The 22,509-nt window shown below is 62.8% G+C and carries 27 protein-coding genes; 9 read left to right on the forward strand and 18 right to left on the reverse strand.

Translation table 11 applies throughout. The annotated features are described in order from the left end of the window. The first annotated feature begins 15 nt into the window (after positions 1-15). From RPG13_RS05030 to RPG13_RS05045, 4 genes are all read left to right on the forward strand, one after another. On the forward strand, positions 16-312 hold the full coding sequence (locus tag RPG13_RS05030) for a YciI-like protein (RefSeq protein WP_337124526.1): 297 nt from the start codon (positions 16-18) through the stop codon (positions 310-312). A 126-nt stretch (positions 313-438) separates the two neighbouring features. Continuing rightward, a complete protein-coding gene (locus tag RPG13_RS05035; protein WP_095484931.1) occupies positions 439-864 on the forward strand; it encodes an EVE domain-containing protein in 426 nt (141 codons plus the stop codon). A 53-nt stretch (positions 865-917) separates the two neighbouring features. After that, a complete protein-coding gene (locus tag RPG13_RS05040; protein WP_337126981.1) occupies positions 918-1,517 on the forward strand; it encodes a class I SAM-dependent methyltransferase in 600 nt (199 codons plus the stop codon). 132 nt (positions 1,518-1,649) lie between these two features. Then, complete coding sequence (locus RPG13_RS05045) at positions 1,650-2,066, forward strand: DUF1761 domain-containing protein (protein WP_337124527.1); 417 nt, start codon at positions 1,650-1,652, stop codon at positions 2,064-2,066. A gap of 118 nt (positions 2,067-2,184) precedes the next feature. Here the strand turns inward: RPG13_RS05045 and gcvA are convergent, their stop codons facing one another. Continuing rightward, positions 2,185-3,105 (reverse strand): transcriptional regulator GcvA, encoded by a 921-nt coding sequence (gene gcvA / locus RPG13_RS05050; protein WP_337124528.1) that lies wholly within the window; start codon positions 3,103-3,105, stop codon positions 2,185-2,187. A 164-nt stretch (positions 3,106-3,269) separates the two neighbouring features. Here gcvA and RPG13_RS05055 point away from each other — a divergent pair, with 164 nt between their 5' ends. Beyond that, a complete protein-coding gene (locus RPG13_RS05055) occupies positions 3,270-3,524 on the forward strand; it encodes a hypothetical protein (protein WP_337124529.1) in 255 nt (84 codons plus the stop codon). Between the two features lie 74 nt (positions 3,525-3,598). On the opposite strand, the gene RPG13_RS05060 is transcribed toward RPG13_RS05055, so the two are convergent. After that, a complete protein-coding gene (locus RPG13_RS05060) occupies positions 3,599-4,132 on the reverse strand; it encodes a L,D-transpeptidase family protein (protein ID WP_292222465.1) in 534 nt (177 codons plus the stop codon). Between the two features lie 147 nt (positions 4,133-4,279). On the opposite strand from RPG13_RS05060, the gene RPG13_RS05065 reads away from it, so the two are divergent. Then, a complete protein-coding gene (locus tag RPG13_RS05065) occupies positions 4,280-4,963 on the forward strand; it encodes a response regulator transcription factor (protein WP_029349304.1) in 684 nt (227 codons plus the stop codon). Between the two features lie 230 nt (positions 4,964-5,193). Continuing rightward, complete coding sequence (locus RPG13_RS05070; RefSeq protein ID WP_127295016.1) at positions 5,194-5,649, forward strand: cyclic nucleotide-binding domain-containing protein; 456 nt, start codon at positions 5,194-5,196, stop codon at positions 5,647-5,649. 74 nt (positions 5,650-5,723) lie between these two features. On the opposite strand, the gene RPG13_RS05075 is transcribed toward RPG13_RS05070, so the two are convergent. From RPG13_RS05075 to tesB, 6 genes are all read right to left on the reverse strand, one after another. Beyond that, complete coding sequence (locus RPG13_RS05075) at positions 5,724-6,530, reverse strand: exodeoxyribonuclease III (protein ID WP_292501720.1); 807 nt, start codon at positions 6,528-6,530, stop codon at positions 5,724-5,726. Between the two features lie 289 nt (positions 6,531-6,819). Further along, positions 6,820-7,503 (reverse strand): outer-membrane lipoprotein carrier protein LolA, encoded by a 684-nt coding sequence (locus tag RPG13_RS05080; RefSeq protein ID WP_095484923.1) that lies wholly within the window; start codon positions 7,501-7,503, stop codon positions 6,820-6,822. Between the two features lie 166 nt (positions 7,504-7,669). Further along, the gene (locus tag RPG13_RS05085) at positions 7,670-10,324 is read right to left on the reverse strand and encodes an FtsK/SpoIIIE family DNA translocase (RefSeq protein ID WP_095484922.1); all 2,655 of its coding nucleotides are present in this window, start codon (positions 10,322-10,324) and stop codon (positions 7,670-7,672) included. 258 nt (positions 10,325-10,582) lie between these two features. Beyond that, positions 10,583-12,010, reverse strand: a complete 1,428-nt coding sequence (locus tag RPG13_RS05090; RefSeq protein ID WP_095484921.1) for an ammonium transporter — start codon at positions 12,008-12,010, stop codon at positions 10,583-10,585. A 31-nt stretch (positions 12,011-12,041) separates the two neighbouring features. Further along, positions 12,042-12,380, reverse strand: a complete 339-nt coding sequence (locus RPG13_RS05095; protein ID WP_073985197.1) for a P-II family nitrogen regulator — start codon at positions 12,378-12,380, stop codon at positions 12,042-12,044. A gap of 219 nt (positions 12,381-12,599) precedes the next feature. Next, complete coding sequence (gene tesB / locus RPG13_RS05100) at positions 12,600-13,475, reverse strand: acyl-CoA thioesterase II (RefSeq protein ID WP_127295022.1); 876 nt, start codon at positions 13,473-13,475, stop codon at positions 12,600-12,602. 120 nt (positions 13,476-13,595) lie between these two features. Here tesB and RPG13_RS05105 point away from each other — a divergent pair, with 120 nt between their 5' ends. Next, positions 13,596-14,858, forward strand: a complete 1,263-nt coding sequence (locus RPG13_RS05105) for a ubiquinone biosynthesis hydroxylase (protein ID WP_128243982.1) — start codon at positions 13,596-13,598, stop codon at positions 14,856-14,858. Between the two features lie 46 nt (positions 14,859-14,904). Here RPG13_RS05105 and RPG13_RS05110 read toward each other — a convergent pair whose 3' ends face one another. The 3 genes from RPG13_RS05110 to RPG13_RS05120 form a co-directional block, all read right to left on the reverse strand. Continuing rightward, the gene (locus RPG13_RS05110; RefSeq protein WP_292222455.1) at positions 14,905-15,432 is read right to left on the reverse strand and encodes a hypothetical protein; all 528 of its coding nucleotides are present in this window, start codon (positions 15,430-15,432) and stop codon (positions 14,905-14,907) included. Between the two features lie 117 nt (positions 15,433-15,549). Further along, a complete protein-coding gene (locus tag RPG13_RS05115) occupies positions 15,550-15,906 on the reverse strand; it encodes a YciI family protein (RefSeq protein WP_095484918.1) in 357 nt (118 codons plus the stop codon). Next, entirely contained in the window at positions 15,903-16,127 is a 225-nt protein-coding gene (locus RPG13_RS05120) for a hypothetical protein (RefSeq protein WP_337124530.1), read from the reverse strand. The genes RPG13_RS05115 and RPG13_RS05120 overlap by 4 nt, the downstream gene beginning before the upstream one ends. A 225-nt stretch (positions 16,128-16,352) precedes the next feature. Here RPG13_RS05120 and RPG13_RS05125 point away from each other — a divergent pair, with 225 nt between their 5' ends. Then, positions 16,353-16,778 (forward strand): OsmC family protein, encoded by a 426-nt coding sequence (locus RPG13_RS05125; RefSeq protein ID WP_126104357.1) that lies wholly within the window; start codon positions 16,353-16,355, stop codon positions 16,776-16,778. Positions 16,779-17,087: 309 nt separating this feature from the next. Here the strand turns inward: RPG13_RS05125 and RPG13_RS05130 are convergent, their stop codons facing one another. The 7 genes from RPG13_RS05130 to RPG13_RS05160 form a co-directional block, all read right to left on the reverse strand. Further along, entirely contained in the window at positions 17,088-17,732 is a 645-nt protein-coding gene (locus RPG13_RS05130; RefSeq protein WP_127295026.1) for a YceH family protein, read from the reverse strand. 236 nt (positions 17,733-17,968) lie between these two features. Further along, complete coding sequence (locus tag RPG13_RS05135; RefSeq protein ID WP_095484916.1) at positions 17,969-18,748, reverse strand: succinate dehydrogenase iron-sulfur subunit; 780 nt, start codon at positions 18,746-18,748, stop codon at positions 17,969-17,971. Continuing rightward, positions 18,748-19,182 (reverse strand): DUF3052 family protein, encoded by a 435-nt coding sequence (locus RPG13_RS05140; RefSeq protein ID WP_127206603.1) that lies wholly within the window; start codon positions 19,180-19,182, stop codon positions 18,748-18,750. The genes RPG13_RS05135 and RPG13_RS05140 overlap by 1 nt, the downstream gene beginning before the upstream one ends. A gap of 2 nt (positions 19,183-19,184) precedes the next feature. Continuing rightward, positions 19,185-21,023 (reverse strand): succinate dehydrogenase flavoprotein subunit, encoded by a 1,839-nt coding sequence (gene sdhA / locus RPG13_RS05145; protein WP_292674255.1) that lies wholly within the window; start codon positions 21,021-21,023, stop codon positions 19,185-19,187. Between the two features lie 4 nt (positions 21,024-21,027). Further along, positions 21,028-21,402 carry a succinate dehydrogenase, hydrophobic membrane anchor protein gene (gene sdhD / locus RPG13_RS05150; RefSeq protein WP_370453314.1) on the reverse strand — a complete coding sequence of 125 codons (375 nt, stop codon included), beginning with the start codon at positions 21,400-21,402 and terminating at the stop codon, positions 21,028-21,030. 23 nt (positions 21,403-21,425) lie between these two features. Continuing rightward, positions 21,426-21,845, reverse strand: a complete 420-nt coding sequence (gene sdhC / locus RPG13_RS05155; RefSeq protein ID WP_126104353.1) for a succinate dehydrogenase, cytochrome b556 subunit — start codon at positions 21,843-21,845, stop codon at positions 21,426-21,428. 226 nt (positions 21,846-22,071) lie between these two features. Further along, positions 22,072-22,416, reverse strand: coding sequence for a hypothetical protein (locus RPG13_RS05160; RefSeq protein ID WP_095484913.1), 345 nt, complete (start codon positions 22,414-22,416; stop codon positions 22,072-22,074). Positions 22,417-22,509 lie beyond the last annotated feature (93 nt).

Raw genomic sequence — 22,509 nt, forward strand, 5'->3', positions numbered from 1 at the left:
TCCGGAGATCGAAAAATGCTGTTTGCGTTGATTTGCAAGGACAAGCCTGAAAACCTGCAGGTGCGGCTCGATACGCGGCCCGAGCATATTGCCTTCCTGGAAAGATTGAACGGCGAGAAGAAGCTGGCCTTCGCCGGTCCGTTCCTCGACGCCGACGGCAAGCCGAACGGCAGCCTCGTCGTGGTCGAGGCGCCCGATCTGGCCGCGGCAGAGGCCCTGTCGGCGGCAGACCCCTACGCCAAGGCCGGGCTGTTCGAAAGCGTCGAAATCAGGCAATGGAACTGGACCTTCAACAAGCCGGCGAGCGCATGACCCCGAAAATCGGAATCGATTTTCGCTGGGGATCATGCGCAAATCAAAGTGCTGCAGCGTCCTTTGCGCGTCTGAGAGACGCGCGGCGCTGTAGCTGATTTCCAGCCTTCAGGAGGAGCAAAAACGATGAACTACTGGCTGTTCAAATCGGAACCCTCGGTCTTCTCCTTTGAAGCGCTGAAGGCGAAGGGCAAGGCCGGCACGCAATGGGACGGCGTGCGCAACTATGCGGCGCGCAACAACATGAAGGCGATGCAGATCGGCGATCTCGGCTTCTTCTACCATTCCAATGACGGGCTCGACGTGGTCGGCATCGCCGAGGTCTGCGGGCTGGCCCATCAGGACAGCACCACCGACGATCCGCGTTGGGAATGCGTTGATATCCGTGCCGTCAAGGATATGCCGAAGCCGGTGACGCTGGAACAGGTCAAGGCCAATCCCAAGCTTGCCGAGATGGCACTGGTCCGGCTCGGACGGCTTTCCGTGCAGCCGGTGACGCCGGCCGAATGGAAAGAGGTCTGCCGCATGGGCGACCTGACGCCGGCGCCGTGACGGCGCTGACGCCAAACAGCGCGAAGAATTTCATCCTCGACAACACGACGCTGATGGCGCCGCCGCATGTGCCGGAGATCCTGCTGCATCTGGCCGACGAGGCGCATGATCTGTGGCAGCGGACCGAGGACGAACTGGCCGAAATCGGCCTGCCCCCGCCCTTCTGGGCCTTTGCCTGGGCCGGCGGCCAAGGCCTTGCCCGCTACATCCTCGACAATCCGTCTGATGTGTACGGCAAGCGCGTGCTCGACTTCGCCTCCGGTTCCGGCCTTGTCGCCATTGCCGCAGTGAAGGCCGGCGCGGCGGAGGTGATCGCCGCCGACATCGACCCGTTCTGCGCGACCGCGATCCGCCTCAATGCCGAGGCCAATGATGTCCGGATCAAATTCCTCGGCTCGGACTGCATCGGAACCGATGCGGGCTGGGATGTGGTTCTGGCCGGCGACGTGTTCTACGACAAGTCCTTCGCCGACAGGCTGATGCCGTGGTTCGCGACACTGAAGTCGCGCGGCGCCGACATCTTCGTTGGCGATCCCGGCCGCTCCTATCTGCCGAAGACGGGGCTGGAACCGCTTGCCGTCTACGAAGTGGCGGTGACCCGGGCGCTGGAGGATTCCCTGGTCAAGCGCACGACCGTCTGGCGCTTTGCTTGACGACACGGCCGAACGGGCGTTCCATCACGCGTCGATTTTGAGACTATGCACGGCGTTGTCCCAAAACCACTGGGACCCTCGGGTCATGCCCGAGGGCAGGGTTTGGGGGACATGCTTCCGGGAGGGGAAATCATGGATTTTTCCGCAGTAAACTGGCTGGCGGTTATCGTCGCCGCCGTGGTGGCGTGGTTGTTCGGCGCCGCCTGGTACATGGGCTTGAGCAAGCCCTGGCTCAAAGCCGCCAAGCTTGATCCGGCGACCATGAGTAAATCGCCGTTGCCCTTCGTCATCAGCTTCGTCGCGGAAATTGTCATGGCGCTCGTCATGTCCCTGGTCATCGGAGCAATGACCGGCGGCGAGCCGAGCCTCATTGCCGGGCTGGTCTTCGGCTTCGTTCTCTGGCTGGGATTCGTCGCCACGACGCTTTCCGTCAATCATCGTTACGAGGGTTTCGGCTGGGACCTGACCATCATAGACTGCGGCCACTGGCTTGGTGTGCTGCTTATCATTGGCGCGGTGATCGGCTGGTTCGGCGCGGCGGCGGCTTGAGCTGGAGCAATTCCAGGAAAAGTGTGCAACGGTTTTCCGTCCGGAATTGCGCAAAAACAAACAGCTAGAGCGGTTCAGCGATTCTCTTAATCGCTGAACCGCTCTAAGGATCCGATCGTCAGGTCGGCGTCTTCGCGACTTCGTCGAGAAGCCATTCGCGAAAAGCGACGATGCGCGGGTCGTGCGCCGCGCTTTTTGGGTAGACCAGGAAATAGGCGAATTCGGGCGCAACCTTGATGCCCAGTTCGAACGGTCGCACCAGCCTGCCCTCGGAAAGGTCGTTTGCCACCATGGCGAAATCGGCGAGCGCGACGGCATTGCCGTCGAGCGCAGCCTGAACGACATCCGAGGACGTGCCGAAGACCATCGTTCGGCTATCGTCGAAATCGTCGACGCCGGCCGCTGCCATCCACATGCGCCAATTCGGCCACGTCACACCCTGGCGCGCCCACTCGATGTGGGCAAGCGTGTGGTGAAACAGGTCGCGCGGCTCCTTCAGCGGCGGCCCCGCCCGCAGCAACGCCGGGCTGCAGACGGGGATGATGACGTTGTCGAACAGCCGGTCGGCGCAAAGTCCCGGATATTTCCCGGTGCCGAAACGGATGCCGATATCGACATCGTCGAGGTCGAAGTCGCGCACCTCATAACTGATGTCGAAGCGGAGCTCGATGTCGGGCTGATGCTTGCGAAACCCGTCGACGCGGCGCATCAGCCATTTTGTCGCGAACTGTGCGTCGAGGGTCACTTTCAGCAGCGCCGTTCCACGCGCCACCTTGTGCGCTCGTGAGACGGCTCGGCCAAGCAGGTCGAGCGCGTCGGTCGCGGCCTCGAACAGCACCGCGCCCGCTTCCGTCAGCCGGATGGTGCGGCTGGTGCGCGTGAACAGCACGATGCCGAGCTGATCCTCGATTTCCTTGATCTGGTGGCTGACCGCGGCCGGCGTCAGGCCGAGCTCGTCTGCGGCGCGGGTGAAATTGAGGTGCCGGGCCGCCGCTTCCAGCGTCCTCAGTGCACGGGTTCCAGGCAGCAGGCGCGCCATCAGCGCGGAATGATTTTTGGCAGGATCATTGCCCTTGATCCACAAATTAAACTTGATGATCTGGAAAAAACTACTCGTTTCCCTCTTAGATTTCAATCCGGCATGATGTGACCATCGATAAACTATCAAACCGGATTTGATGTCCGGATGGAACGGATCACGTCATGTCACACATTGCTTTGAAGTCTCCAGCTGCCGGACCAACCTGGCTGCGCGCAGCAGTTGAATGGTTCCATCACGCGAGAATCGCGATCAACCTCTCGCAAGAGCCCGGCCTGCCGCGTGAAAATGTCGAGGACCTCTCGGACCGCCAACTGCGCGACATCGGCGCCGAGCGGAAGGATGTCGCCCGCGCCATGGACCAGGAACTAGGCCGGCTCGGCCTGCTCGACATCGGCTGGCAGAAGCCGAAACGGTAGGGGAGTAAGGGAGCGCGAACGCGCATATCGGCTGACAACTTCCTACTCCCCTACTCCCCTACTCCCCTACTCCCCTATCGTACCACTCTCATCACCGTCCGGTCCGACAGCAGCGGCAACAGCCGGGCCATCGTGCGTGCCGTCACCGCGACGCAGCCTTGCGTCGGCGTGAAGCCGGGGCGCGCCAGGTGGAAGAAGATCGCGCTGCCGCGCCCGCGGCGGCGCGGCGCAATGTTCCAGTCCAGCACCAGGCAGGCGTCATAAAGCCGGTCGGCGCGCAGCATCCGCTCGTGGCTGGCGCCATAGGGAATCCTGACCGGGCGGTTATAGTTGCGGTCCTCAGGCACCTCGCACCAGCCGAGATCTGGGCCGATCGGCGCCATCGCCAGCCGGGTTTTGCGGCCCTCGGAAAAATGATCGTTACGGAAATATCCCGACAGGATCCGCATCGAACCAAGTGGCGTGGCGCCGTCGCCTTCGCGCTTGCCGGCCGATATGCCGCCGCGTCCCAGCGCACATGAAAACACCAGTTTGCCAGCCTGCAGGAACCCCTGGCTGGCGTGGCCGGGTCTTGCGCGCACCGTGAGAACACGAAGCCCTTTTCGCAAAAATGCGCTCGCCTCATTGCACGCGCGTTTTTTCTTGTATGATCGTGCCACGGAACAAATCACTGTGATCGGCTGTTGTGCCGGTCAGCTTCCGCATAAACAGGCAGCGGTCAACTGAATTTTCTTTTCAAAACAACGGATTGATCCATGACTTCACGCACCATTCTGATCGTCGATGACGATGACGACCTGCGCGGCACGCTCGTCGAGCAATTGTCTCTCTATGAGGAATTCGACGTCCTGCAGGAATCAACCGCCGCCAAAGGCGTCGCCACGGCCCGCGGCGGCCTCATCGATCTGCTCATCATGGATGTCGGCCTGCCCGACATGGATGGCCGGGAGGCGGTGAAGATACTGCGCAAGGGCGGCTACAAGTCGCCCATCATCATGCTGACTGGACACGACACCGATTCCGACACGATTCTCGGCCTCGAAGCCGGCGCCAACGACTATGTGACCAAGCCGTTCCGCTTCGCGGTTCTCTTAGCCCGCATCCGTGCGCAGCTTCGCCAGCATGAGCAGAGCGAAGACGCCACCTTTTCGGTCGGCCCGTACACGTTCAAGCCCAGCCAGAAGCTTTTGATCGACCAGCGCGGCGCCAAGGTGCGGCTGACCGAAAAGGAGGCCTCGATCATCAAGTATCTCTACCGCGCCGACCAGAAGGTGGTGACGCGCGACGTGCTGCTCGAGGAAGTGTGGGGCTACAATTCCGGCGTCACCACGCACACGCTGGAAACCCATGTCTATCGGCTGCGCCAGAAGATCGAGCGCGATCCTTCCAATGCGGAAATTCTTGTGACAGAAAGCGGCGGCTACAAGCTGGTTCCTTAAACATTTAATTATCCAATGAGCGGTCGGGGCGGGGCCGCTTTCGGGCACGATCCTGAGACTGGAGGTGGTTCTGGATCGGACTCGCTGATGCATCGGCCCAAAAATCGGAATCGATTTTTTGGAAAGCACGGTGCGTCGATTTCAAGCGTTTAGAGCGTCCTTTGCGCGCCCAAAGGGACGCTCGGCGCCCTAAGGGAGGGATTGGACTGACCGTTCGGGGACATAGCTAGATGGCGTTGGATGACGACATCCGCATCCTGTCCACCGTGAGGCTCTTCGAGGGCTTCACGGACGAACAGTTGCGTCTGCTCGCCTTTGGCGCGGAAACCACAAGGCTGCAGGCCGACCACAAGCTTTACCGCGAGGACGACGAGGCCGATTGCGCCTATATCGTGGTCAGCGGGCGCATCGTGCTGTATCGCGAGCAGAATGGCGACCGCGTCCCGATAGGCACGGCCGGCCCCGGCACGACGCTCAGCGAACTGGCGCTGATCGCCGACACCAACCGGCTGACCAGCGCATCCGCCGAGATCGATTCGGAAGTGCTGCGGCTCAGCCGCAAGATGTTCCGCCGCATCCTGGAGGAATATCCCGATATCGCGGTCCATCTGCACCAGCGCATTTCCGAGGATTTTCAGGCAATGATCCGCCGCATCGAAGAGCTGGCGTCGCGCTTCGACAGTTGAGCGGGCAACGGTAGTTCGGAACTTCTGAAACGCCGGCGGGACAGAGGGGGACGCGCTACAGGCGGCAGTCCGCACTACTCTAAATCGAACCGCGCGATCACCGGCACATGGTCCGACGGCCGTTCCCAGCCGCGCGCCAGCCGCAGGATCTCATAGCCGGCAAAGCTCGACACCAGATTGGGCGACGACCAGACATGGTCGAGCCGCCGGCCGCGATTCGACGCTTCCCAGTCCTGCGCGCGATAGCTCCACCAGGTGTAGAGCTTCTGCTCATAAGGCACGTTGAGCCGCATCAGGTCGACCCAGTCGCCGGCGAGCCGCATCGCCTCGAAATTTTCCGTCTCGACCGGCGTATGGCTGACCACTTTCAAGAGCTGCTTGTGCGACCAGACATCGTGCTCGAGCGGCGCGATGTTGAGGTCGCCGACCAGGATCGAGCCGGAGACCTCGTTATGCTCGGCGCGGATGGCGTTCATTTCGGCGACGAAATCCAGCTTGTGCCTGAACTTGCGGTTGATCTCAGGATCGGGCTCGTCGCCGCCGGCCGGAACGTAGAAATTGTGCAGCAGGATCGCCTTGCCGCCGGCCCGCACGGTGACCGACAGATGCCGGCAATCCTCGATCTCGCAGAACCGACGCTTTTCGACGATCTCGATCGGCCGCCGGGCCACCGTCGCCACGCCGTGATAGCCCTTCTGGCCGTGGAAGGCGATGTGTTCGTAGCCGAGCTTGCGGAACGCCTTCTCGGGAAACAGCTCGTCCGGAACTTTGGTTTCCTGCAGGCAGAGCACATCCGGCGCCTGTTCCCTAAGCAGGCGTTCGACGATCGGCATGCGCAGGCGGACGGAATTGATGTTCCAGGTGGCGATGGAAAAGGACATGTACAGGATCCGGGGGCAGCACATGGTCGCCAGAGGCAAACACCTTTGGCGAGTCATGCGCCCATGAGAGAGTCGGGCCAGAACCTGCCAGCCGCGAGCTTCAAAAACAAGCCGGGCCGCGCTCGAAGCGCTGCCCGGGCTGGCACCAGGGTTCGCTGAGATTCAGGTCAGGCCGAGTCGAGAATGGCGGATTCCGAGAACCGGAGCGGAGCGTACTCAAAGTACGTGAGCACCGGAAGCGCAGGAAACCGCCGTTCGCAGGCCGGCCTCACCTGAATAACAGCGGACCCTACCGCGACTTGGTGTTCAGTTCCCGGTTAGCCGTATAGTCGATGGCAAAAGTGTCGGGGGCAAAGCTTACGCCTTCCCTGACGTTGAAGATCATCACCGTCGTGTCCTTGCCTTGCGCGTCGGTGATCGTCCACTGGCGCAATTCGTAGGATTTCGGATCGAACATCATGGTGATCTTCGAGCTGCCGAACACGGATTTGTCGGCAAGCTGGATGGTGGTGACGTCGTTCTCTTCCTTGACGCTTTTGACGCGACCGCCGGAGAGGTCGATCTTGGTGTCGAGGAGCAGCTTGAGCGGCGTCTTCGACAACGGGTAGAGATCGGACGTTTTCAGCCGCTTGTTGAGGATGACCACCGACCTGCCGTCGGAAATCACCCTGAAATTCGACGTCCCGTCATAGTTGAAGCGGATCTTGCCCGGCCGTTCCAGAAAGAACTTGCCGCCGGTCTGCTCGCCCTTGGGTCCGAACTGCACGAACTCGCCGGCCATCGATTTGACCGAGGAAAAATGGTCGGCGATCTTCTGCGCGGTGGGTGGCACCGCCGCTTGCGCCGACGCCAGCAACTGGACCCCGGGCACGACATTGATGGCCGCAGCACCTGCCAGGACCAGGCCGAGGCCAAGCAACTGGCGGCGGGTCGGGGCAAAATCGCTGATCGTGGCGAAAGAAGAGTTTTTCATGCCGGTCACTCTCGTCTGGTTTATCTGTTGTCGCAGTGTTTGGCCCCCCAGTTGGGCTTAAGTTTGGCGGGCGAACAGCGCTTGGTCGTTGCAACGCGCCAAAAGGTTCAAAGTTGCCGCCCGTTAAGGTTGTGGCGGGCAGGTCTGCCGGTTGTTGCCGGCCTGATCAGAACTTGTCGTCCTCCGTCGGTACCAGAATCTCGCGTTTTCCGGCATGATTGGCCGGGCCGACAATGCCTTCCTTCTCCATCTTCTCGATGATCGAGGCGGCGCGGTTGTAGCCGATGCCGAGCCTGCGCTGGATGTAGCTGGTCGAGGCCTTGCCGTCGCGCAGCACCACCGAAACCGCCTGATCGTAGGGATCGTCGGAATCCTCGAAATTGCCGCTGCCACCGCCGCCGGAGCTACCTTTGCCCGACGGCTCGTCTTCCTCGTCGTCATCCTCGGTGATGGCGTCGAGATATTCCGGCACGCCCTGCAGCTTCAGATGCGCGACGATCTTCTCGACTTCGTCATCGGAAACGAAGGGACCGTGGACGCGCTGGATGCGGCCGCCACCGGCCATGTAAAGCATGTCGCCCATGCCGAGCAGCTGTTCGGCGCCCTGCTCGCCCAGGATGGTGCGGCTGTCGATCTTCGACGTCACCTGGAAGGAAATGCGGGTCGGGAAGTTGGCCTTGATCGTGCCGGTGATGACGTCGACCGACGGCCGCTGTGTCGCCATGATGACGTGGATGCCGGCGGCACGCGCCATCTGCGCCAGGCGCTGCACTGCGCCTTCGATGTCCTTGCCGGCGACCATCATCAGGTCGGCCATCTCATCGATGATGACGACGATGTAGGGCATCGGCTCGAGATCGAGGTTTTCCGTCTCATAAATGGCTTCGCCGGTCTGCCGGTCGAAACCGGTCTGCACGGTGCGCGAGATCTTCTCGCCTTTCTTCTCCGCCTGCTGCACCCGCGCATTGAAACCGTCGATGTTGCGGACGCCGACCTTCGACATCTTGCGGTAGCGGTCCTCCATCTCGCGCACGGTCCATTTCAGCGCCACCACCGCCTTCTTCGGGTCGGTGACGACAGGCGTCAAAAGATGCGGGATGCCGTCATAGACCGAGAGCTCCAGCATTTTCGGATCGATCATGATCAGTCGGCAGTCCTGAGGCGTCAGCCGGTAGAGCAGCGACAGGATCATGGTGTTGATGGCGACCGACTTGCCCGAACCGGTGGTGCCGGCGACCAGCACGTGCGGCATCTTGGCGATGTCGACGATGACCGCTTCGCCATTGATGGTCTTGCCGAGCGCCAGTGCCAGCTTGGCTTTGGTGGTCTCGAAATCGCGGCTGGCCATGATCTCCCTGAGATAGACGGTCTCGCGCTTGGCGTTCGGCAGCTCGATGCCGATGGCGTTGCGGCCGGGCACCACGGCGACGCGGCAGGCGATCGCGCTCATCGAGCGGGCGATGTCGTCGGACAGGCCGATGACCCGCGACGATTTGATGCCGGGCGCCGGCTCCAGCTCATAAAGCGTGACGACCGGACCGGGACGGACATGGATGATCTCGCCCTTGACGCCGAAATCCTCCAGCACGCCCTCGAGCAAGCGGGCATTCTGCTCCAGCGCGTCCTTGGACAGGCTGGCGTCGCGCACGACGTTCTTCGGCTCGGACAGGAAATGCAGCGACGGCATTTCGAATGTTTCGGAGCCGATCAGCGACGTCTGCGCTTCGCGCTGGACACGAGCGCCCGGAACGGGCCGGGGCGCCGGCGCCTCGACGCGTGTGGCCGCATCGGAGCGGAACGGCTGCACCTTCGCATTGGGCGCGGCGCGGCGCTGGCCCGCGGGCTCCGGCGCAAAATCCATGGCGTCGTCCTCGTCGAAGACATCGGCATCGTCGGGATCGAGCGAGGCACTGCGGTCGTTGACCAGCGCGGCGAAGAATTCCGGCTCGACGCGGGCGCGGCCATCCGGGCTCATCCGCGCTTCGGCGAACTCGGCCGATTCGACCCTCTCGGCAGCGCGGCGCCAGGCGCTGGCGCGCGGTTCCATCTCCGGTTCGAAATCGTCGCGTTCCCGGCGGCGAGCGGCGCGGCGGCGGAGATAGGCGCGCAACGACAGCCACCAATGGGTGATCGCGCCAAGCGCCAGAATGCCCTCGTCGCCTTCATCCTCGTCATTGTCGAAAAGCAGGTCGTCCTGATCCCGGGAATCAGGTGCGGCCTGTTGCTCGAGGACGGCGAAACCGTTCTTGCGTGCAATCAGCGCCGAGCCATAGGCAAACAGCCACAGTGCCGGCGCCGCCAGAAGCACGGCGAGCACGCTGGCGATGAGACCGGTCGGGTAGCCGCCGACGAAGAAACCGGGAATGTTGAGCACCATGTCGCCGAACACGCCGCCGAGACCGGTCGGCAGCGGCCAGGTCTTGGGCGGCACCACGCAGCCGGCCATGGCCGCGGCAAGCACCGCGTAGCCGAACCAGGCGAGCCCGCGCTTCGGCAGCCTGTCGACGCCGCGCGCCGAAAACAGCAGAAATCCCCAGACCACTGCCGGCACCAGCGCCGCGACCGCGGCAAGGCCGAAGAACTGCATGGCAAGGTCGGAGAAGACAGCGCCCACATAGCCCATGGCGTTGGTGACGATGTTATCGGTGGCGTGGGAGAAGCTTGGGTCGGCTACGTTCCAGGTGGCGAGGCTGGCGATACCGAAGGCGACCAGCGCAAACAGGCCGGCGCCGACCAGCCGGCCGACTTGCCGCCGCGCGAATGCCCCGATGCCGTGCCCCGTATCGGCCAGCGCGAGCGGTGCTGAAGCCCCTGAACGCATGCTCTTCCCCGTCTGTCATTGCCCGGCCGGACGCGTGCGCGCAGCTCGGCAGATTCGGGCACCAGACTATCGGCGGGAAGGTTAAGGCAGCATTAACTATAAGGGATTGGGGGAAGTATCTTGCGGCGGGTATCTGGCACGGCATCTGCGCGCAAAAAAGAGGCCCGGAAACGTTCCGGGCCTCAATGCGTGAGCCCTTCTGGAGCGTCACGACGGGATGGGAGGATGCGGGGCGGCCAAGGCCGCCCTAGACAAGGCTTACGGGTGATAGGCCGCTTCGCCGTGCGAGGTGAGGTCGAGCCCTTCACGTTCTGCATCGGCTGTCGGACGCAGGCCCACGATCATATCGACGATCTTGTAGAGGATCGCGCTGCCGATGCCCGACCACAGGACGGTTACCAGGACACCCTTGAACTGCGACCACAGCTGTGTGGCCGTGCCGGCATAGCCGGCGGCGAAGTCGGCTGTCGAATAATCGACGACGCCGGCGCCGCCAAGGGCGGGATTGACCAGGATGCCGGTGCCGAGCGCGCCGATGATGCCGCCGATGCAGTGGATGCCGAAGACATCAAGGCTATCGTCGTAGCCGAACTTGTTCTTCACGACCGAGACGAAGAAGTAGCAGACGCAGGTGGCGACGATGCCGAGCACGATGACGCCCATCGGTCCGGCAAAACCGGCAGCGGGCGTGACGGCGACAAGGCCGGTAACAGCGCCAGAAACCGCGCCGAGCATGGACGCTTTGCCGCGGAGCAGCGTTTCAAGCACGATCCAGGTCACGGCCGCCGCCGCTGTGGCGACGAAGGTGTTGACCATCGCCAGCACCGCGTAGGCGTTGGCTTCGAGGTTCGAACCGGCGTTGAAACCGAACCAGCCGACCCACAGCAGCGAAGCGCCGACCATGGTCAACGTCATCGAGTGCGGCGCCATGACGTCCTTGTTGTAGCCGATGCGCTTGCCGACCATCAGCGCGCCGACAAGGCCGGCGATGCCCGCATTGATGTGAACGACGGTGCCGCCGGCGAAGTCGATGGCGCCGAAGCTGAAGATGAGCCCTGACGGGTCGCTATAAGCGCTCGGGCCACCCCAGAACCAGACCATATGCGCGATCGGGAAGTAGACGAACGTGACCCAGAGGATGGTGAAAAGGATCACGGCGGAGAACTTGATGCGTTCGGCGAAGGCGCCGACGATCAGGGCGGGCGTGATGCAGGCGAAGCTCATCTGGAAGATGACGAACACCAGCTCAGGAATGGCGACGCCCTTGGTGAAGGTTTCCGACAGCGTCGTCACGTCGACGCCGGCGAGAAACATCTTGGAAAGGCCGCCGATGAAGGCATTGCCGGGGGTGAAGGCAAGGCTGTAGCCGTAGAAAACCCAGACGATCATGACCACGCTGGTGATGGTGAAAACCTGCATCAGCACCGACAGCATATTCTTGGCGCGAACCAGGCCGCCGTAGAAAAGGGCAAGGCCGGGAATGGTCATCAACAGCACCAGAATGGTGGAAATCATCATCCACGTCGTGTCGCCCTTGTCGACGGTAAAGGCCGGCACCGCTGGCGCTGCTGGTGCGGCCGGAGCTGCTTCCTGCGCGAATGCGGCAATCGTGCCTAAGGCTCCAAGTGTGAACGCGCCCAGCAGCGCGGTGCGCGCCGCGGACTTCAAAGTGGAAGGAATATTCATTGAACTCTCCATTGGAATACGTGTCCGCAGCTCAAAGCGCGTCGGTGTCTGTTTCGCCGGTGCGGATGCGCACCGCCTGGTCGATGCCGAAAACGAAGATCTTGCCGTCGCCGATCTGTCCGGTCTTGGCCGCCGCAGTGATGGCTTCGACGGCCTTGTCGACCATGTCCACACCGACCGCGACTTCGATCTTGATCTTCGGCAGGAAGCTGACCGCGTATTCCGCCCCGCGATAGATTTCCGTGTGTCCCTTCTGACGCCCGTAGCCTTTGACTTCGGTGACGGTCAGGCCCTGGATGCCGACTGCGGTGAGCGCTTCGCGCACCTCGTCGAGCTTGAACGGCTTGATGATTGCCATCACGATTTTCATAAGGTTTCACCCTTTGCTGTTGCGGGTCCCCGCGTTTGCACGACTTCGCCGATCCCCATGAGAGCCGGAGAGTGCCCGCTAGGATTCAAGCTCCGTGCCAATTGCCGAAGCAGGGAGTTAACCTGTTGTTAAATAAGGAATTGGGGAAGGTTTGTCGGCTGACTGTTCATAGTCGCGGCAGCACAGCTGATTAAAAAGTAGGCAATTTTGCAAAATTGCCTATTCGGCAGGCGGCCGCTTCAGCCTGATGAGGCCTTCCTGGGCAACCGAGGCGATCAGCGTGCCGTCGCGGGCAAACAGCGACCCGCGGGTGAACCCCCGCGACCCTTGCGTCGACGGGCTGTCCTGCGTGTAGAGCATCCAGTCGTCGAGCGGATGGCTGCGGTGAAACCACATGGCGTGATCGAGGCTCGCCGCCTGGATGTCGCTGTCGAAAATGGCGCGGCCATGCGCAAAGGTCGAGGTGTCGAGCAGCGTCATATCGGAAAGATAGGCAAGCACGGCCGCCTGCGTGGCGCGATCGGCCGGAACCGGACCGGTCGTGCGGATCCAGATGTTCTGCTTCGGCTCCAGCTTTTCCCGGCTGGTGTAATGCTCCAGCATCACCGGTTTCATCTCGATCGGCCGGTCACGCTCCCAGTAGCGCCTGATGCCGTCTGGGACGGCCTCGCCGAACTTGCCGATCAATTCGCGCTGCGACAGCAATGTGTCGGGCGCCGGCACGTCCTGCGGCATCGGCACCTGATGCTCGAGCCCGACTTCGTCCTGCTGGAACGAGGCTTCCAGCGAAAAGATCGCCTGGCCGTGCTGGACCGCCACGACACGCCGCGTGGTGAAGGAGCCGCCATCGCGGATGCGGTCGACCTGGTAGATGATCGGCACCTTGGTGTCGCCGGGCCGCATGAAATAGCCATGCAGCGAATGCACGTGGCGTTCGGGCTCCACCGTTCGCTGGGCGGCGACCAGCGCCTGGGCGATGGTCTGGCCGCCGAAGATACGCTGCCAGTCGAGCTTGGGGCTGCGACCACGGTACAGGTTGTGTTCCAGCTGCTCGAGGTCGAGAATGCTGAGAAGCTCGTCCATGGCCGCCGTCATGTTTCGCGCCCTGTCGTTTTGATTTCGAACTTCGTCCAGCCGCAGAAGTGTTATGGCGGTTTCCGACAGGAATGACGGGCAGTCAAGGCCGGAAAGAAATTGGCCGGAAAGGAATTTGCCATGGTGGACCGCAAGGCGGATGCAAAAAACCGAACTTCGCTCGACATTCTGGTTGCCGGCGCCGGCTACGTCGGCCTTGCCGCCGCCGTGTCGTTGAAACAGGCGCGGCCGAGCCTCGCCGTCGCTGTCGTCGACGCCGCGCCCGCCGGCGTCTGGCAAAAGGACGGCCGCGCCTCGGCCATCGCCGCTGCCGCTTGCCGCATGCTCGACCAGCTCGGCGTCTGGGCCGAAATCGCGCCGGAGGCGCAGGCGATCACCGAAATGATCGTCACCGATTCGCGCACTTCCGATCCGGTGCGCCCGGTGTTTCTCACCTTCGATGGCGAAGTCGCACCCGGCGAAGCCTTTGCGCATATGGTCGCCAACAGGGATTTGAACGGCGCCTTGCGCCGGCGCGCTGAAAAACTCGGCATCGACATCATCGAAGGCGTCGCCGTCAGTGCCTTCGACGTCAACGGTGCCGGTATCACCGTGCATCTTGCCGACGGCGCGACGCTGAAGGCGCGACTTCTGATCGCTGCCGACGGCGTCAACTCGAAGCTGCGCGACATGGCCGGCATCAAGACGGTGAAATGGGAGTATGGCCAGTCCGGCATCGTCTGCACCGTCGCGCATGAGCGGCCCCACAGTGGCCGCGCCGAGGAGCATTTTTTGCCAGCCGGCCCCTTCGCCACGCTGCCGCTCAAGCCGGACAAGGACGGGACCAACCGCTCGTCGATCGTCTGGGTCGAGCGCTCGGAAGATGCCGAAAAACTGGTCGCCGGCGACGATCTCGTCTTCGAGCATGAGCTGGAACAGCGCTTTGGCCTAAAGCTCGGCGAAATCCATGTCGCCGACAAGCCACGCGCTTGGCCGCTCGGCCTGACGCTTGCCCGCGCCTTCGTCGCGCCGCGTATTGCGCTCGCCGGCGACGCCGCCCATGGCATCCATCCAATCGCCGGCCAGGGCCTCAATCTCGGCTTCAAGGACGTGGCGGCACTGGCTGAAGTGGTGGTCGAGGCCGACCGGCTCGGCCAGGATATTGGCGCGCTCGACGTTCTCGAACGCTACCAGCAGTGGCGGCGCTTCGACACGCTGCAAATGGGCATCACCACCGATGTCCTGAACCGGCTGTTTTCCAATGACATCGGCCCGCTGCGCGCCGTCCGCGACGTCGGCCTCGGCCTCGTCGAACGCATGCCGCGGCTGAAGGATTTCTTTATCCGCCAGGCGTCCGGACTGTCCGGCGACACACCGAAACTGCTCAAGGGCGAGGCGATCTAGCGCCCGGAAGGGGCGGCAAACCATATTGAGCATCAGGCAATTTCGTTCAGTTGACTTCGAAGCCCAGCTTCTGGCGCAGCCGCAGCATCCGCTGATCGGATATCTGCAGGGGCTGCTCACCAGCCTGCGCTGCGCGGTTCACCATCTGCAGCAAATCGTTTCGCTCAGTCACATCCAGGCGCTCGCGCAGAAATGGCGCCAGCTTGTCGATGACGATCGTGGCATCGTCGATCTGTGACGCCGCCCATTTGGCATAGACCACAGCCTCATCGGTCTTCTTCTCGTCCGCAATCTCCGAAATCACCGATCGAATGGCAGCTTCGCGCTGCGGCAGGACAGGGCCGTTCTCGGAGACCATGGCAGTGATCAGCGTCGCGGCCGCCACGACCGGATCGTCGATCGCCGTCAGCGGTGAGAGCGCCGCCTGGTTACGCAGTCTCTTGCGCCGAATGTTCCCTTGCACACGCCCGACGACGTCCGCGACCTCGCGCGCCGCATCGTTCATAGCCTTCATCCGGTACCACCAGAATGCTGCCGCGCCCAACACGCCAAGGATAGCAATCAAGAACGGCATGCAGAAATCCCCCAACCGCAGCGACGATAGGAGAAGTGCTGTCCCGCTTCAACACGCAAAAGTTGCGCCCGCAGAAGAATCCGGGTCAGGGCGGCACCGCCGGGAGCAGATGGTTGTCTAGGACCCCGGCACCTCGTAGATCGCCCTGACCTCGATCGTGCCGATTTCCGCCAGCGGAATGCCGCCGGCAATCTCCAGCGCCTCGTCGATGTCCCCGGCCTCGATCATGACGAAGCCGAGCAATTGCTCCTTGGTCTCGGCGAAAGGGCCATCGGTGATCAGCCGCTTGCCCTTGCGCCGGCGCACGGTCTTTGAGGTCTTCACCGATTGCAGCGCCTGCGCGATGATCAGCTTGCCTTGCTGATCCAATGACCTGTCATAGGCCAGCGAATCGGCGTCGAGCTTTGCCGATCCCTCCGGAGTGAGCGCGTAGAGGTCTTTTTCCTCACCGTAGACCAGCAGGACATATTTCATTTCCAGCTCCCTTGTGGTGACGAACCATAGGATGCGGCCACGGCGTCAGCGGCGCCTTTGCGTGCCGCCATGTGATCGAGAACGCTTATCGCGACCCCGATGATGGCAACCGCCGCCAGAAGCCGGCCGAAACCGGAAGGCGGCGGATGCAGCCCGTAATCTTCCCGTCGTTCGGGCTTGCGGCCCGAGCTCTTCCACAGTGCAAAAAACAAGCCATCCATGTGAACCTCCATCCGGCCGCGAAATCCGTGACCGCCCGCAGGACGGTTGAGGCCGATGGAAGTCGACATTCTTGCACGCGCATTTTTTCAAGAAAATTCAGCCCCGCCGCCGCCAATTTTGCGCGACTGCGCAAAGAGCGCGGTGGTCTTCGCCCGCGCCCGCGCTATAGTCTTGAAGAACGCCGGCGCCGGGCCGGCGCAATCCGGACAATCAAGGAGAATTTCATGGACCGCACCGCAAACGCCGTCTGGAAAGGCAATCTGAAGGAGGGCAAGGGCACGCTCGACACCCAGAGCGGGACCCTGAAGGGCACGCCCTATTCGTTCAAGGCACGCTTCGAGGACGAGAGCGGCAAGTCCGGCACCAATCCGGAGGAGCTGATCGCGGCGGCGCATGCCGGCTGCTTCGCCATGCAGTTCTCTCACTTCCTGGCCGAGAACGGCACCCCCGCCGACGAACTCGACGCCAAGGCAGTGGTGACGCTGATTCCTGGCACGGGGATCACAGGCAGCGCTCTCACGGTGGTCGGCAAGGTGCCGGGCATCGATGCGGCGAAATTCCAAGAGCTGGCCGAACAGGCCAAGGCCGGGTGTCCGGTTTCGAAGGCGCTCGGCGCCATAAACGTGTCGCTCGACGCCAAGCTCGGCTGAGCGGCCGCTTCCCACATGTGACCGTCTCCTCCAGCTTGGGTTGGAGACCATCAATTGTTGACGTCGGCTCCACCCCTCATTGTCCTACCGGGCATTCCTCCCGTTTAGTGACGGGGAGAAAGAGGCGGGCCGCAGCCGCGGCGCCCTTCTTGCAACGCTGACTATGTGGCGAAACCGTCGATCAGAGCGTCCCTCTCCCCGTCACTATACGAGGAGAGGTCGCCGGCAGGCGGGTGAGGGGCAGCGCCAACGCCTCGAAGGTAAGCGTGAGGGCAAATTCAATCTGGAAACACAATTGAGCCTACTGCGCTACTGTCCTTCGCCAGTCAGCGCGTCGATGCGTGCGCGCAGCGTCGCGACCTCCTCCTCGAGAGCTTGCACTCGCGCCTCGAGATCGGAGGCTGATGAGGTGGCTGATTGCGCCGGACGTGAGGCGACGGCTGCAATCTGCGGCACTCCGCTCAAGAGATGCACATAGCGGTCCTCACGCTGGCCGGGTCCACGATCGATCTGCTGAACGAGCGGCGGCTTGCGGCCGATCAACAGGTCGAGATTGCTGCGAAGCTCGTCGATGGAGGGTAACCGCACCATGCGCTCAGCTCGCGCCAGCAATTCATGAGCGGTCTGCGGACCGCGCAGCAACAGCAGGCCAAGCAGCGCGATCTGCGCCGAGGTCAGCGAAAAGCGCTGCGCGACGATATGTTCGTAGCGCTCGACGCGCGAGGCGAAGACCTGCCTGACCAGACCCTTCTGCTCAAGCTGGCTCAGCGCCCGCCTGACCTCGACCAGCTCGACCGACATCACCGGCTCGCGCGCCGTCTTCTGGTTGGCAGCGGCAAGTGCTGCATTGAGCGTCAGCGGGTAGATATCAGGTGTCAGCTCCTTCTTTTCGATCAGACAACCGAGCACGCGCGCTTCGACGGGAGAAAGGATGGGAAAGTCAGAGTCAGTCATAGATCGGCTATCCTTTTGAAGCTGGCGGGACAGCGCCCCCCTCTGTCCTGCCGGACATCTCCCCCACTTGCGGGGAGATTGACAGCTTCAGCGCTCTGCTCACTTCTGCAACGCTGATGATTGGCGAAAGTCGGCGTGACGGCCGATCTCCCCCCTCGTGGGGGAGATGTCCGGCAGGACAGAGGGGGGCGCGAAGGATCGCTACAGACGACACGATCTCGACGGCACCCGTCCGTCTACACCCTTCTCTCCACCATCATCTTCTTGATCTCAGCGATCGCCTTGGCCGGGTTGAGCCCCTTGGGGCAGGTCTGGGCGCAGTTCATGATGGTGTGGCAGCGATAGAGCCGGAACGGGTCTTCGAGATTGTCGAGCCGTTCGCCCGTGGCCTCGTCCCGGGAATCGATCAGCCAGCGATAGGCCTGAAGCAGTGTCGCCGGCCCGAGATAGCGGTCGCCGTTCCACCAGTAGCTCGGACAGGAGGTCGAGCAGCAGGCGCAAAGGATGCACTCGTAGAGCCCGTCGAGCTTTTCGCGGTCCTCATGGCTCTGCAGCCATTCCTTGGCCGGCTCGGGCGACACAGTTTTCAGCCACGGTTCGATCGAGGCGTGCTGGGCGTAGAAATTGGTGAGGTCGGGCACCAGATCCTTGACCACCTGCATATGCGGCAGCGGATAGACCTTGATCGCGCCGGAGATGTCGTCGCAGCCCTTGGTGCAGGCGAGCGTGTTGGAGCCGTCGATGTTCATGGCGCAGGAGCCGCAAATGCCTTCGCGGCAGGAGCGGCGCAAGGTCAGCGTCGGGTCGATCTTGTTCTTGATCCAGAGCAGCGCGTCGAGCACCATCGGCCCACAATCGTCCATATCGACGAAATAAGTGTCCATGCGCGGGTTTTCGTCATCGTCCGGCGACCAGCGGTAGATGCGGTATTCGCGCAGATTGGTAGCATTCTCCGGCTTCGGCCAGGTTTTTCCGGCCTTGATCTTCGAGTTTTTCGGAAGCGTCAGTTCGACCATTACCGCAGGCCCTTTCGGATGACGAGCTTCAGCCCGGACCAGATATCGTTCACGGCGGCGACCTTGACGTCGACAAGGTCGAGCTTCAGCGCCTCGGCGCGGATGACGTCCTCGGTGACGTCGGTCGGCACTTTCGACGCCTTCTTCGGCCAGGAGACCCAAACCATGCCGTCGCGCTTGATCGCCATCTCGACATCGCTCAGGCAACCCTCGATCTCGGCGCGCTGCCGGGTGAAGGCATGGATGGCATCGTATTTCTGGGCACCTGAAATCTTCGACCAGTCCGGCAGCCGGTCGACGTGGGCGAAGTCGACGGCTTCGGCCAGATCGTCGAGTTCCGCCGGCAGCGCGATAAAGGCGGCTGTCATCCCGTCCTTCAGGCCGAGCTTGGCCGGAAGGGGCGTGCCGGAATATCCTGAGACCGCCAGCGCCATCGTCAATACACCCTGGCCTTCGGCGCGATCTTGGCCGGGTTGATGCCGCCGTCTGCTTCCTTGAGCAGCGGCTCGGTGTGCACAGGCCGATAGCTGAGCGATACCTCGCCAGCCTCGCTGAGCCGGGACAGCGTATGCTTGCGCCAGTTCGCATCATCGCGAGCCGAAAAATCCTCCCGCGCATGCGCGCCGCGGCTCTCCTTGCGCGCCTCGGCGCCGTAGACCGTGGTGATGGCGTTGGCCATCAGATTTTCCAGCTCCAGCGTCTCGACCAGGTCGGAGTTCCAGATCATCGAGCGGTCGAACACTTTTACGTCCTTGAGCTCGCCCCAGATCTGCGAAATGCGCTTGCAGCCGCTTTCCAGCGATTCCTGCGTGCGGAACACCGCCGCATCATCCTGCATCGCCTTCTGCATCTTTTCGCGCAAGACCGCCGTCGGCGTCGAGCCGTTGGCATGACGCAGCCGGTCGAAGCGATCCATGATCTTCTCGACCGAGGCTTCGTTGGGCGAAGGGATCGCCGCGTTGCGGTCGATCACTTGGCCGGCCCGGATCGCCGCCGCGCGGCCGAACACCACCAAATCGATCAGCGAATTCGAGCCCAGCCGGTTGGCGCCATGGACGGAGGCGCAGCCCGCCTCGCCGACCGCCATCAGCCCGGGCGACACCTGGTCCGGGTTCAAGGCAGTGGGATTGAGCACCTCGCCCCAGTAATTGGTCGGCACGCCGCCCATATTGTAGTGGACCGTCGGCAGCACCGGGATCGGCTCCTTGGTCAGGTCGACGCCGGCAAAGATTTTTGCCGATTCCGAAATGCCCGGAAGTCTCTCACGCAAAACGGCCGGATCGAGGTGGTCGAGGTGGAGAAAAATGTGGTCCTTGTTCTTGCCGACGCCGCGTCCCTCGCGGATCTCCAGCGTCATGCAGCGCGAAACGACGTCGCGTGACGCCAGGTCCTTGGCCGACGGCGCGTAGCGCTCCATGAAACGCTCGCCCTCGGAATTGACGAGATAGCCGCCTTCGCCGCGCGCGCCCTCTGTGATCAGGCAGCCGGCGCCATAGATGCCGGTCGGGTGGAACTGCACGAACTCCATGTCCTGCAGCGGCAGCCCGGCGCGTGCGGCCATGCCGCCGCCGTCGCCGGTGCAGGTGTGCGCCGAGGTTGCCGAGAAATAGGCGCGGCCATAGCCGCCGGTCGCCAGCACCACCATCTTGGCCGAAAAACGGTGGATGGTGCCGTCGTCGAGGTTCCAGGCGACGACGCCGGTGCAGGTGCCGTCCGGCTCCATGATCAGGTCGAGCGCGAAATACTCGATGAAGAACTGCGCGTTGTTCTTCAGCGACTGGCCGTAGAGCGTGTGCAGGATGGCGTGGCCGGTGCGGTCGGCGGCGGCGCAGGTGCGCTGCACCGGCGGGCCGTCGCCGAAATTCATCATGTGGCCGCCGAACGGCCGCTGGTAGATCTTGCCCTCTTCTGTGCGCGAGAACGGCACACCGTAATGCTCGAGCTCGTAGACGGCGGCGGGTGCTTCGCGCACCAGATATTCCATGGCGTCGACATCGCCGAGCCAGTCCGATCCTTTCACGGTGTCGTACATGTGCCACTGCCAGGAATCGGGCCCCATATTGGACAGCGAAGCGGCAATGCCGCCTTGAGCGGCGACAGTGTGCGACCGCGTCGGGAAAACCTTGGTGATGCAGGCGGTGCGCAGGCCCTGTTCGGCCATGCCGAGCGTGGCGCGCAGGCCGGCGCCGCCGGCGCCGACGACCACCACGTCGAACTTGTGGTCGACATAGGTATAGGCGGACGCCGTGTTGGCGTTTTTCGCGTCCTTGGCCAAAATTTCAGCCTCCAAATGCCAGTTTGAGCAGGGCGAAGATCGAGGCGACGCCAACCACCACGGGAAAGAATGTGTTGAGCGCGAGCAGCGCCAGCCTCATGCCCTCGCCATGGACATAGTCCTCGATGATCGCCTGCATGCCGAGCCGCATATGATAAAGCCCGGACAAGAGCACCAGGGCCAGGACCAGCGCCACGAACGGGTTGGCAAGTGCGGCGCGCACCTCCACATAGCCGGCGCCATTCAACGCGATCAGGAAGCCTACGAAGAACAGGATCAGCGGGATGTTGGCGATCGCCGTCAGGCGCTGGCGCCAGAAATGCTCCGTGCCCTCGCGGGCGGAGCCGAGGCCGCGGACCTTCGCCAGCGGCGTGCGCATGTCGGTGTTGTGGTGGCTCACGATCAGGCTCCCCGCGCCATATAGCCGGCGACCCAGATCAGCAGCGTCAGCACGATCGAGCCGGCCAGCGTCGCCCAGGCGATCCTGGAGGCGGTGTCCTTTTCAAGACCTGCCCCGGTGTCCCAGATCAGATGGCGCACGCCGCCCAGCATGTGGTGCATCAGCGCCCAGGTATAGCCGAACAGCACCAGCCGCCCCAGCCACGAGCCGAAGGCCCAGTTGACGGCATCGAAGGTGGATTGCGAGCTCGCCGCCGCCATCAGCCACAGGGCGACCAGCAGCGTGCCGAAATAGAGCGCCCCGCCGGTGATGCGATGGATGATCGACATCGTCATCGTGATCGGCGGCCGATAGACGGTCAGATGCGGCGAAAGCGGCCGTTCACGTCTGGCAAATTCGCGGGTGGCTGGTGATTTGCTCATGGCTCCCCCAGTTCGGCGTCTCTGGAGCCCCAGGTGGAAATGCGGCGTTACCGCTTCCGGTTGCGACTTCGGACAGCCGGTTTCTAATGCTCTTTTTGCACCGCGTCAAAGCCAGAAAACCGTTTCGAAAACGTAATTTAGTCTGACAAAAGGGGCGGTCTTTGCTTCAATCGATTAGGGCGCGACCCAAAGCCGGCGCTATGTTCGCTGCAGTGCGGTAAACTGATTAACGCTTACAGGTCAGCGGCGTCTTACCGCCCTTCATCACCAGCGCATCGCGCCCGTCGATCACGATTGCGTCATGCGCCTCGCCGAAGCGGCTGCTTTGATTGGCCGGCGAGGCCGGCAGTTCCTCGCTGGCGCCGTCTGGGCCAAGCACGCGCACCGATGTGCCGAGGTTTTCGATGGTGATCCTGGTGCCATCGGCGCAATTGTAGGTAGCGGTGCGCGGCTGCGGTGCCGTCAAATCGGTCGTGCCGGCCTTCGGCGCATTGGTCTGCGACACGCAGGCAGCAGTGATCAGCAATGAAAAAAGGGCAAGCGTCACCCGAAACGTCCGGCGTAACGCCATATGCTGTCTCCCTACGCATCAAACCAGCCGCGATGCTTGCCAAGATCACCCGACACCGGGCGCGATGGTGCGGGCAAGCATGGCCGAAAGATG

The organism is Mesorhizobium sp. ISC15, assembly GCF_037162615.1.
In the GTDB taxonomy this organism is placed as follows: domain Bacteria; phylum Pseudomonadota; class Alphaproteobacteria; order Rhizobiales; family Rhizobiaceae; genus Mesorhizobium; species Mesorhizobium mediterraneum.

Coding starts and splice junctions, on each gene's coding strand:
- RPG13_RS05030 (WP_337124526.1), top strand. CDS start 16: ATGCTGTTTGCGTTGATTTGCAAGGACAAGCCTGAAAACCTGCAGGTG.
- RPG13_RS05035 (WP_095484931.1), top strand. CDS start 439: ATGAACTACTGGCTGTTCAAATCGGAACCCTCGGTCTTCTCCTTTGAA.
- RPG13_RS05040 (WP_337126981.1), top strand. CDS start 918: ATGGCGCCGCCGCATGTGCCGGAGATCCTGCTGCATCTGGCCGACGAG.
- RPG13_RS05045 (WP_337124527.1), top strand. CDS start 1,650: ATGGATTTTTCCGCAGTAAACTGGCTGGCGGTTATCGTCGCCGCCGTG.
- gcvA (WP_337124528.1), bottom strand. CDS start 3,105: ATGGCGCGCCTGCTGCCTGGAACCCGTGCACTGAGGACGCTGGAAGCG.
- RPG13_RS05055 (WP_337124529.1), top strand. CDS start 3,270: ATGTCACACATTGCTTTGAAGTCTCCAGCTGCCGGACCAACCTGGCTG.
- RPG13_RS05065 (WP_029349304.1), top strand. CDS start 4,280: ATGACTTCACGCACCATTCTGATCGTCGATGACGATGACGACCTGCGC.
- RPG13_RS05070 (WP_127295016.1), top strand. CDS start 5,194: ATGGCGTTGGATGACGACATCCGCATCCTGTCCACCGTGAGGCTCTTC.
- RPG13_RS05075 (WP_292501720.1), bottom strand. CDS start 6,530: ATGTCCTTTTCCATCGCCACCTGGAACATCAATTCCGTCCGCCTGCGC.
- RPG13_RS05080 (WP_095484923.1), bottom strand. CDS start 7,503: ATGAAAAACTCTTCTTTCGCCACGATCAGCGATTTTGCCCCGACCCGC.
- RPG13_RS05085 (WP_095484922.1), bottom strand. CDS start 10,324: ATGCGTTCAGGGGCTTCAGCACCGCTCGCGCTGGCCGATACGGGGCAC.
- RPG13_RS05090 (WP_095484921.1), bottom strand. CDS start 12,010: ATGAATATTCCTTCCACTTTGAAGTCCGCGGCGCGCACCGCGCTGCTG.
- RPG13_RS05095 (WP_073985197.1), bottom strand. CDS start 12,380: ATGAAAATCGTGATGGCAATCATCAAGCCGTTCAAGCTCGACGAGGTG.
- tesB (WP_127295022.1), bottom strand. CDS start 13,475: ATGACGGCGGCCATGGACGAGCTTCTCAGCATTCTCGACCTCGAGCAG.
- RPG13_RS05105 (WP_128243982.1), top strand. CDS start 13,596: ATGGTGGACCGCAAGGCGGATGCAAAAAACCGAACTTCGCTCGACATT.
- RPG13_RS05110 (WP_292222455.1), bottom strand. CDS start 15,432: ATGCCGTTCTTGATTGCTATCCTTGGCGTGTTGGGCGCGGCAGCATTC.
- RPG13_RS05115 (WP_095484918.1), bottom strand. CDS start 15,906: ATGAAATATGTCCTGCTGGTCTACGGTGAGGAAAAAGACCTCTACGCG.
- RPG13_RS05120 (WP_337124530.1), bottom strand. CDS start 16,127: ATGGATGGCTTGTTTTTTGCACTGTGGAAGAGCTCGGGCCGCAAGCCC.
- RPG13_RS05125 (WP_126104357.1), top strand. CDS start 16,353: ATGGACCGCACCGCAAACGCCGTCTGGAAAGGCAATCTGAAGGAGGGC.
- RPG13_RS05130 (WP_127295026.1), bottom strand. CDS start 17,732: ATGACTGACTCTGACTTTCCCATCCTTTCTCCCGTCGAAGCGCGCGTG.
- RPG13_RS05135 (WP_095484916.1), bottom strand. CDS start 18,748: ATGGTCGAACTGACGCTTCCGAAAAACTCGAAGATCAAGGCCGGAAAA.
- RPG13_RS05140 (WP_127206603.1), bottom strand. CDS start 19,182: ATGGCGCTGGCGGTCTCAGGATATTCCGGCACGCCCCTTCCGGCCAAG.
- sdhD (WP_370453314.1), bottom strand. CDS start 21,402: ATGCGCACGCCGCTGGCGAAGGTCCGCGGCCTCGGCTCCGCCCGCGAG.
- sdhC (WP_126104353.1), bottom strand. CDS start 21,845: ATGAGCAAATCACCAGCCACCCGCGAATTTGCCAGACGTGAACGGCCG.
- RPG13_RS05160 (WP_095484913.1), bottom strand. CDS start 22,416: ATGGCGTTACGCCGGACGTTTCGGGTGACGCTTGCCCTTTTTTCATTG.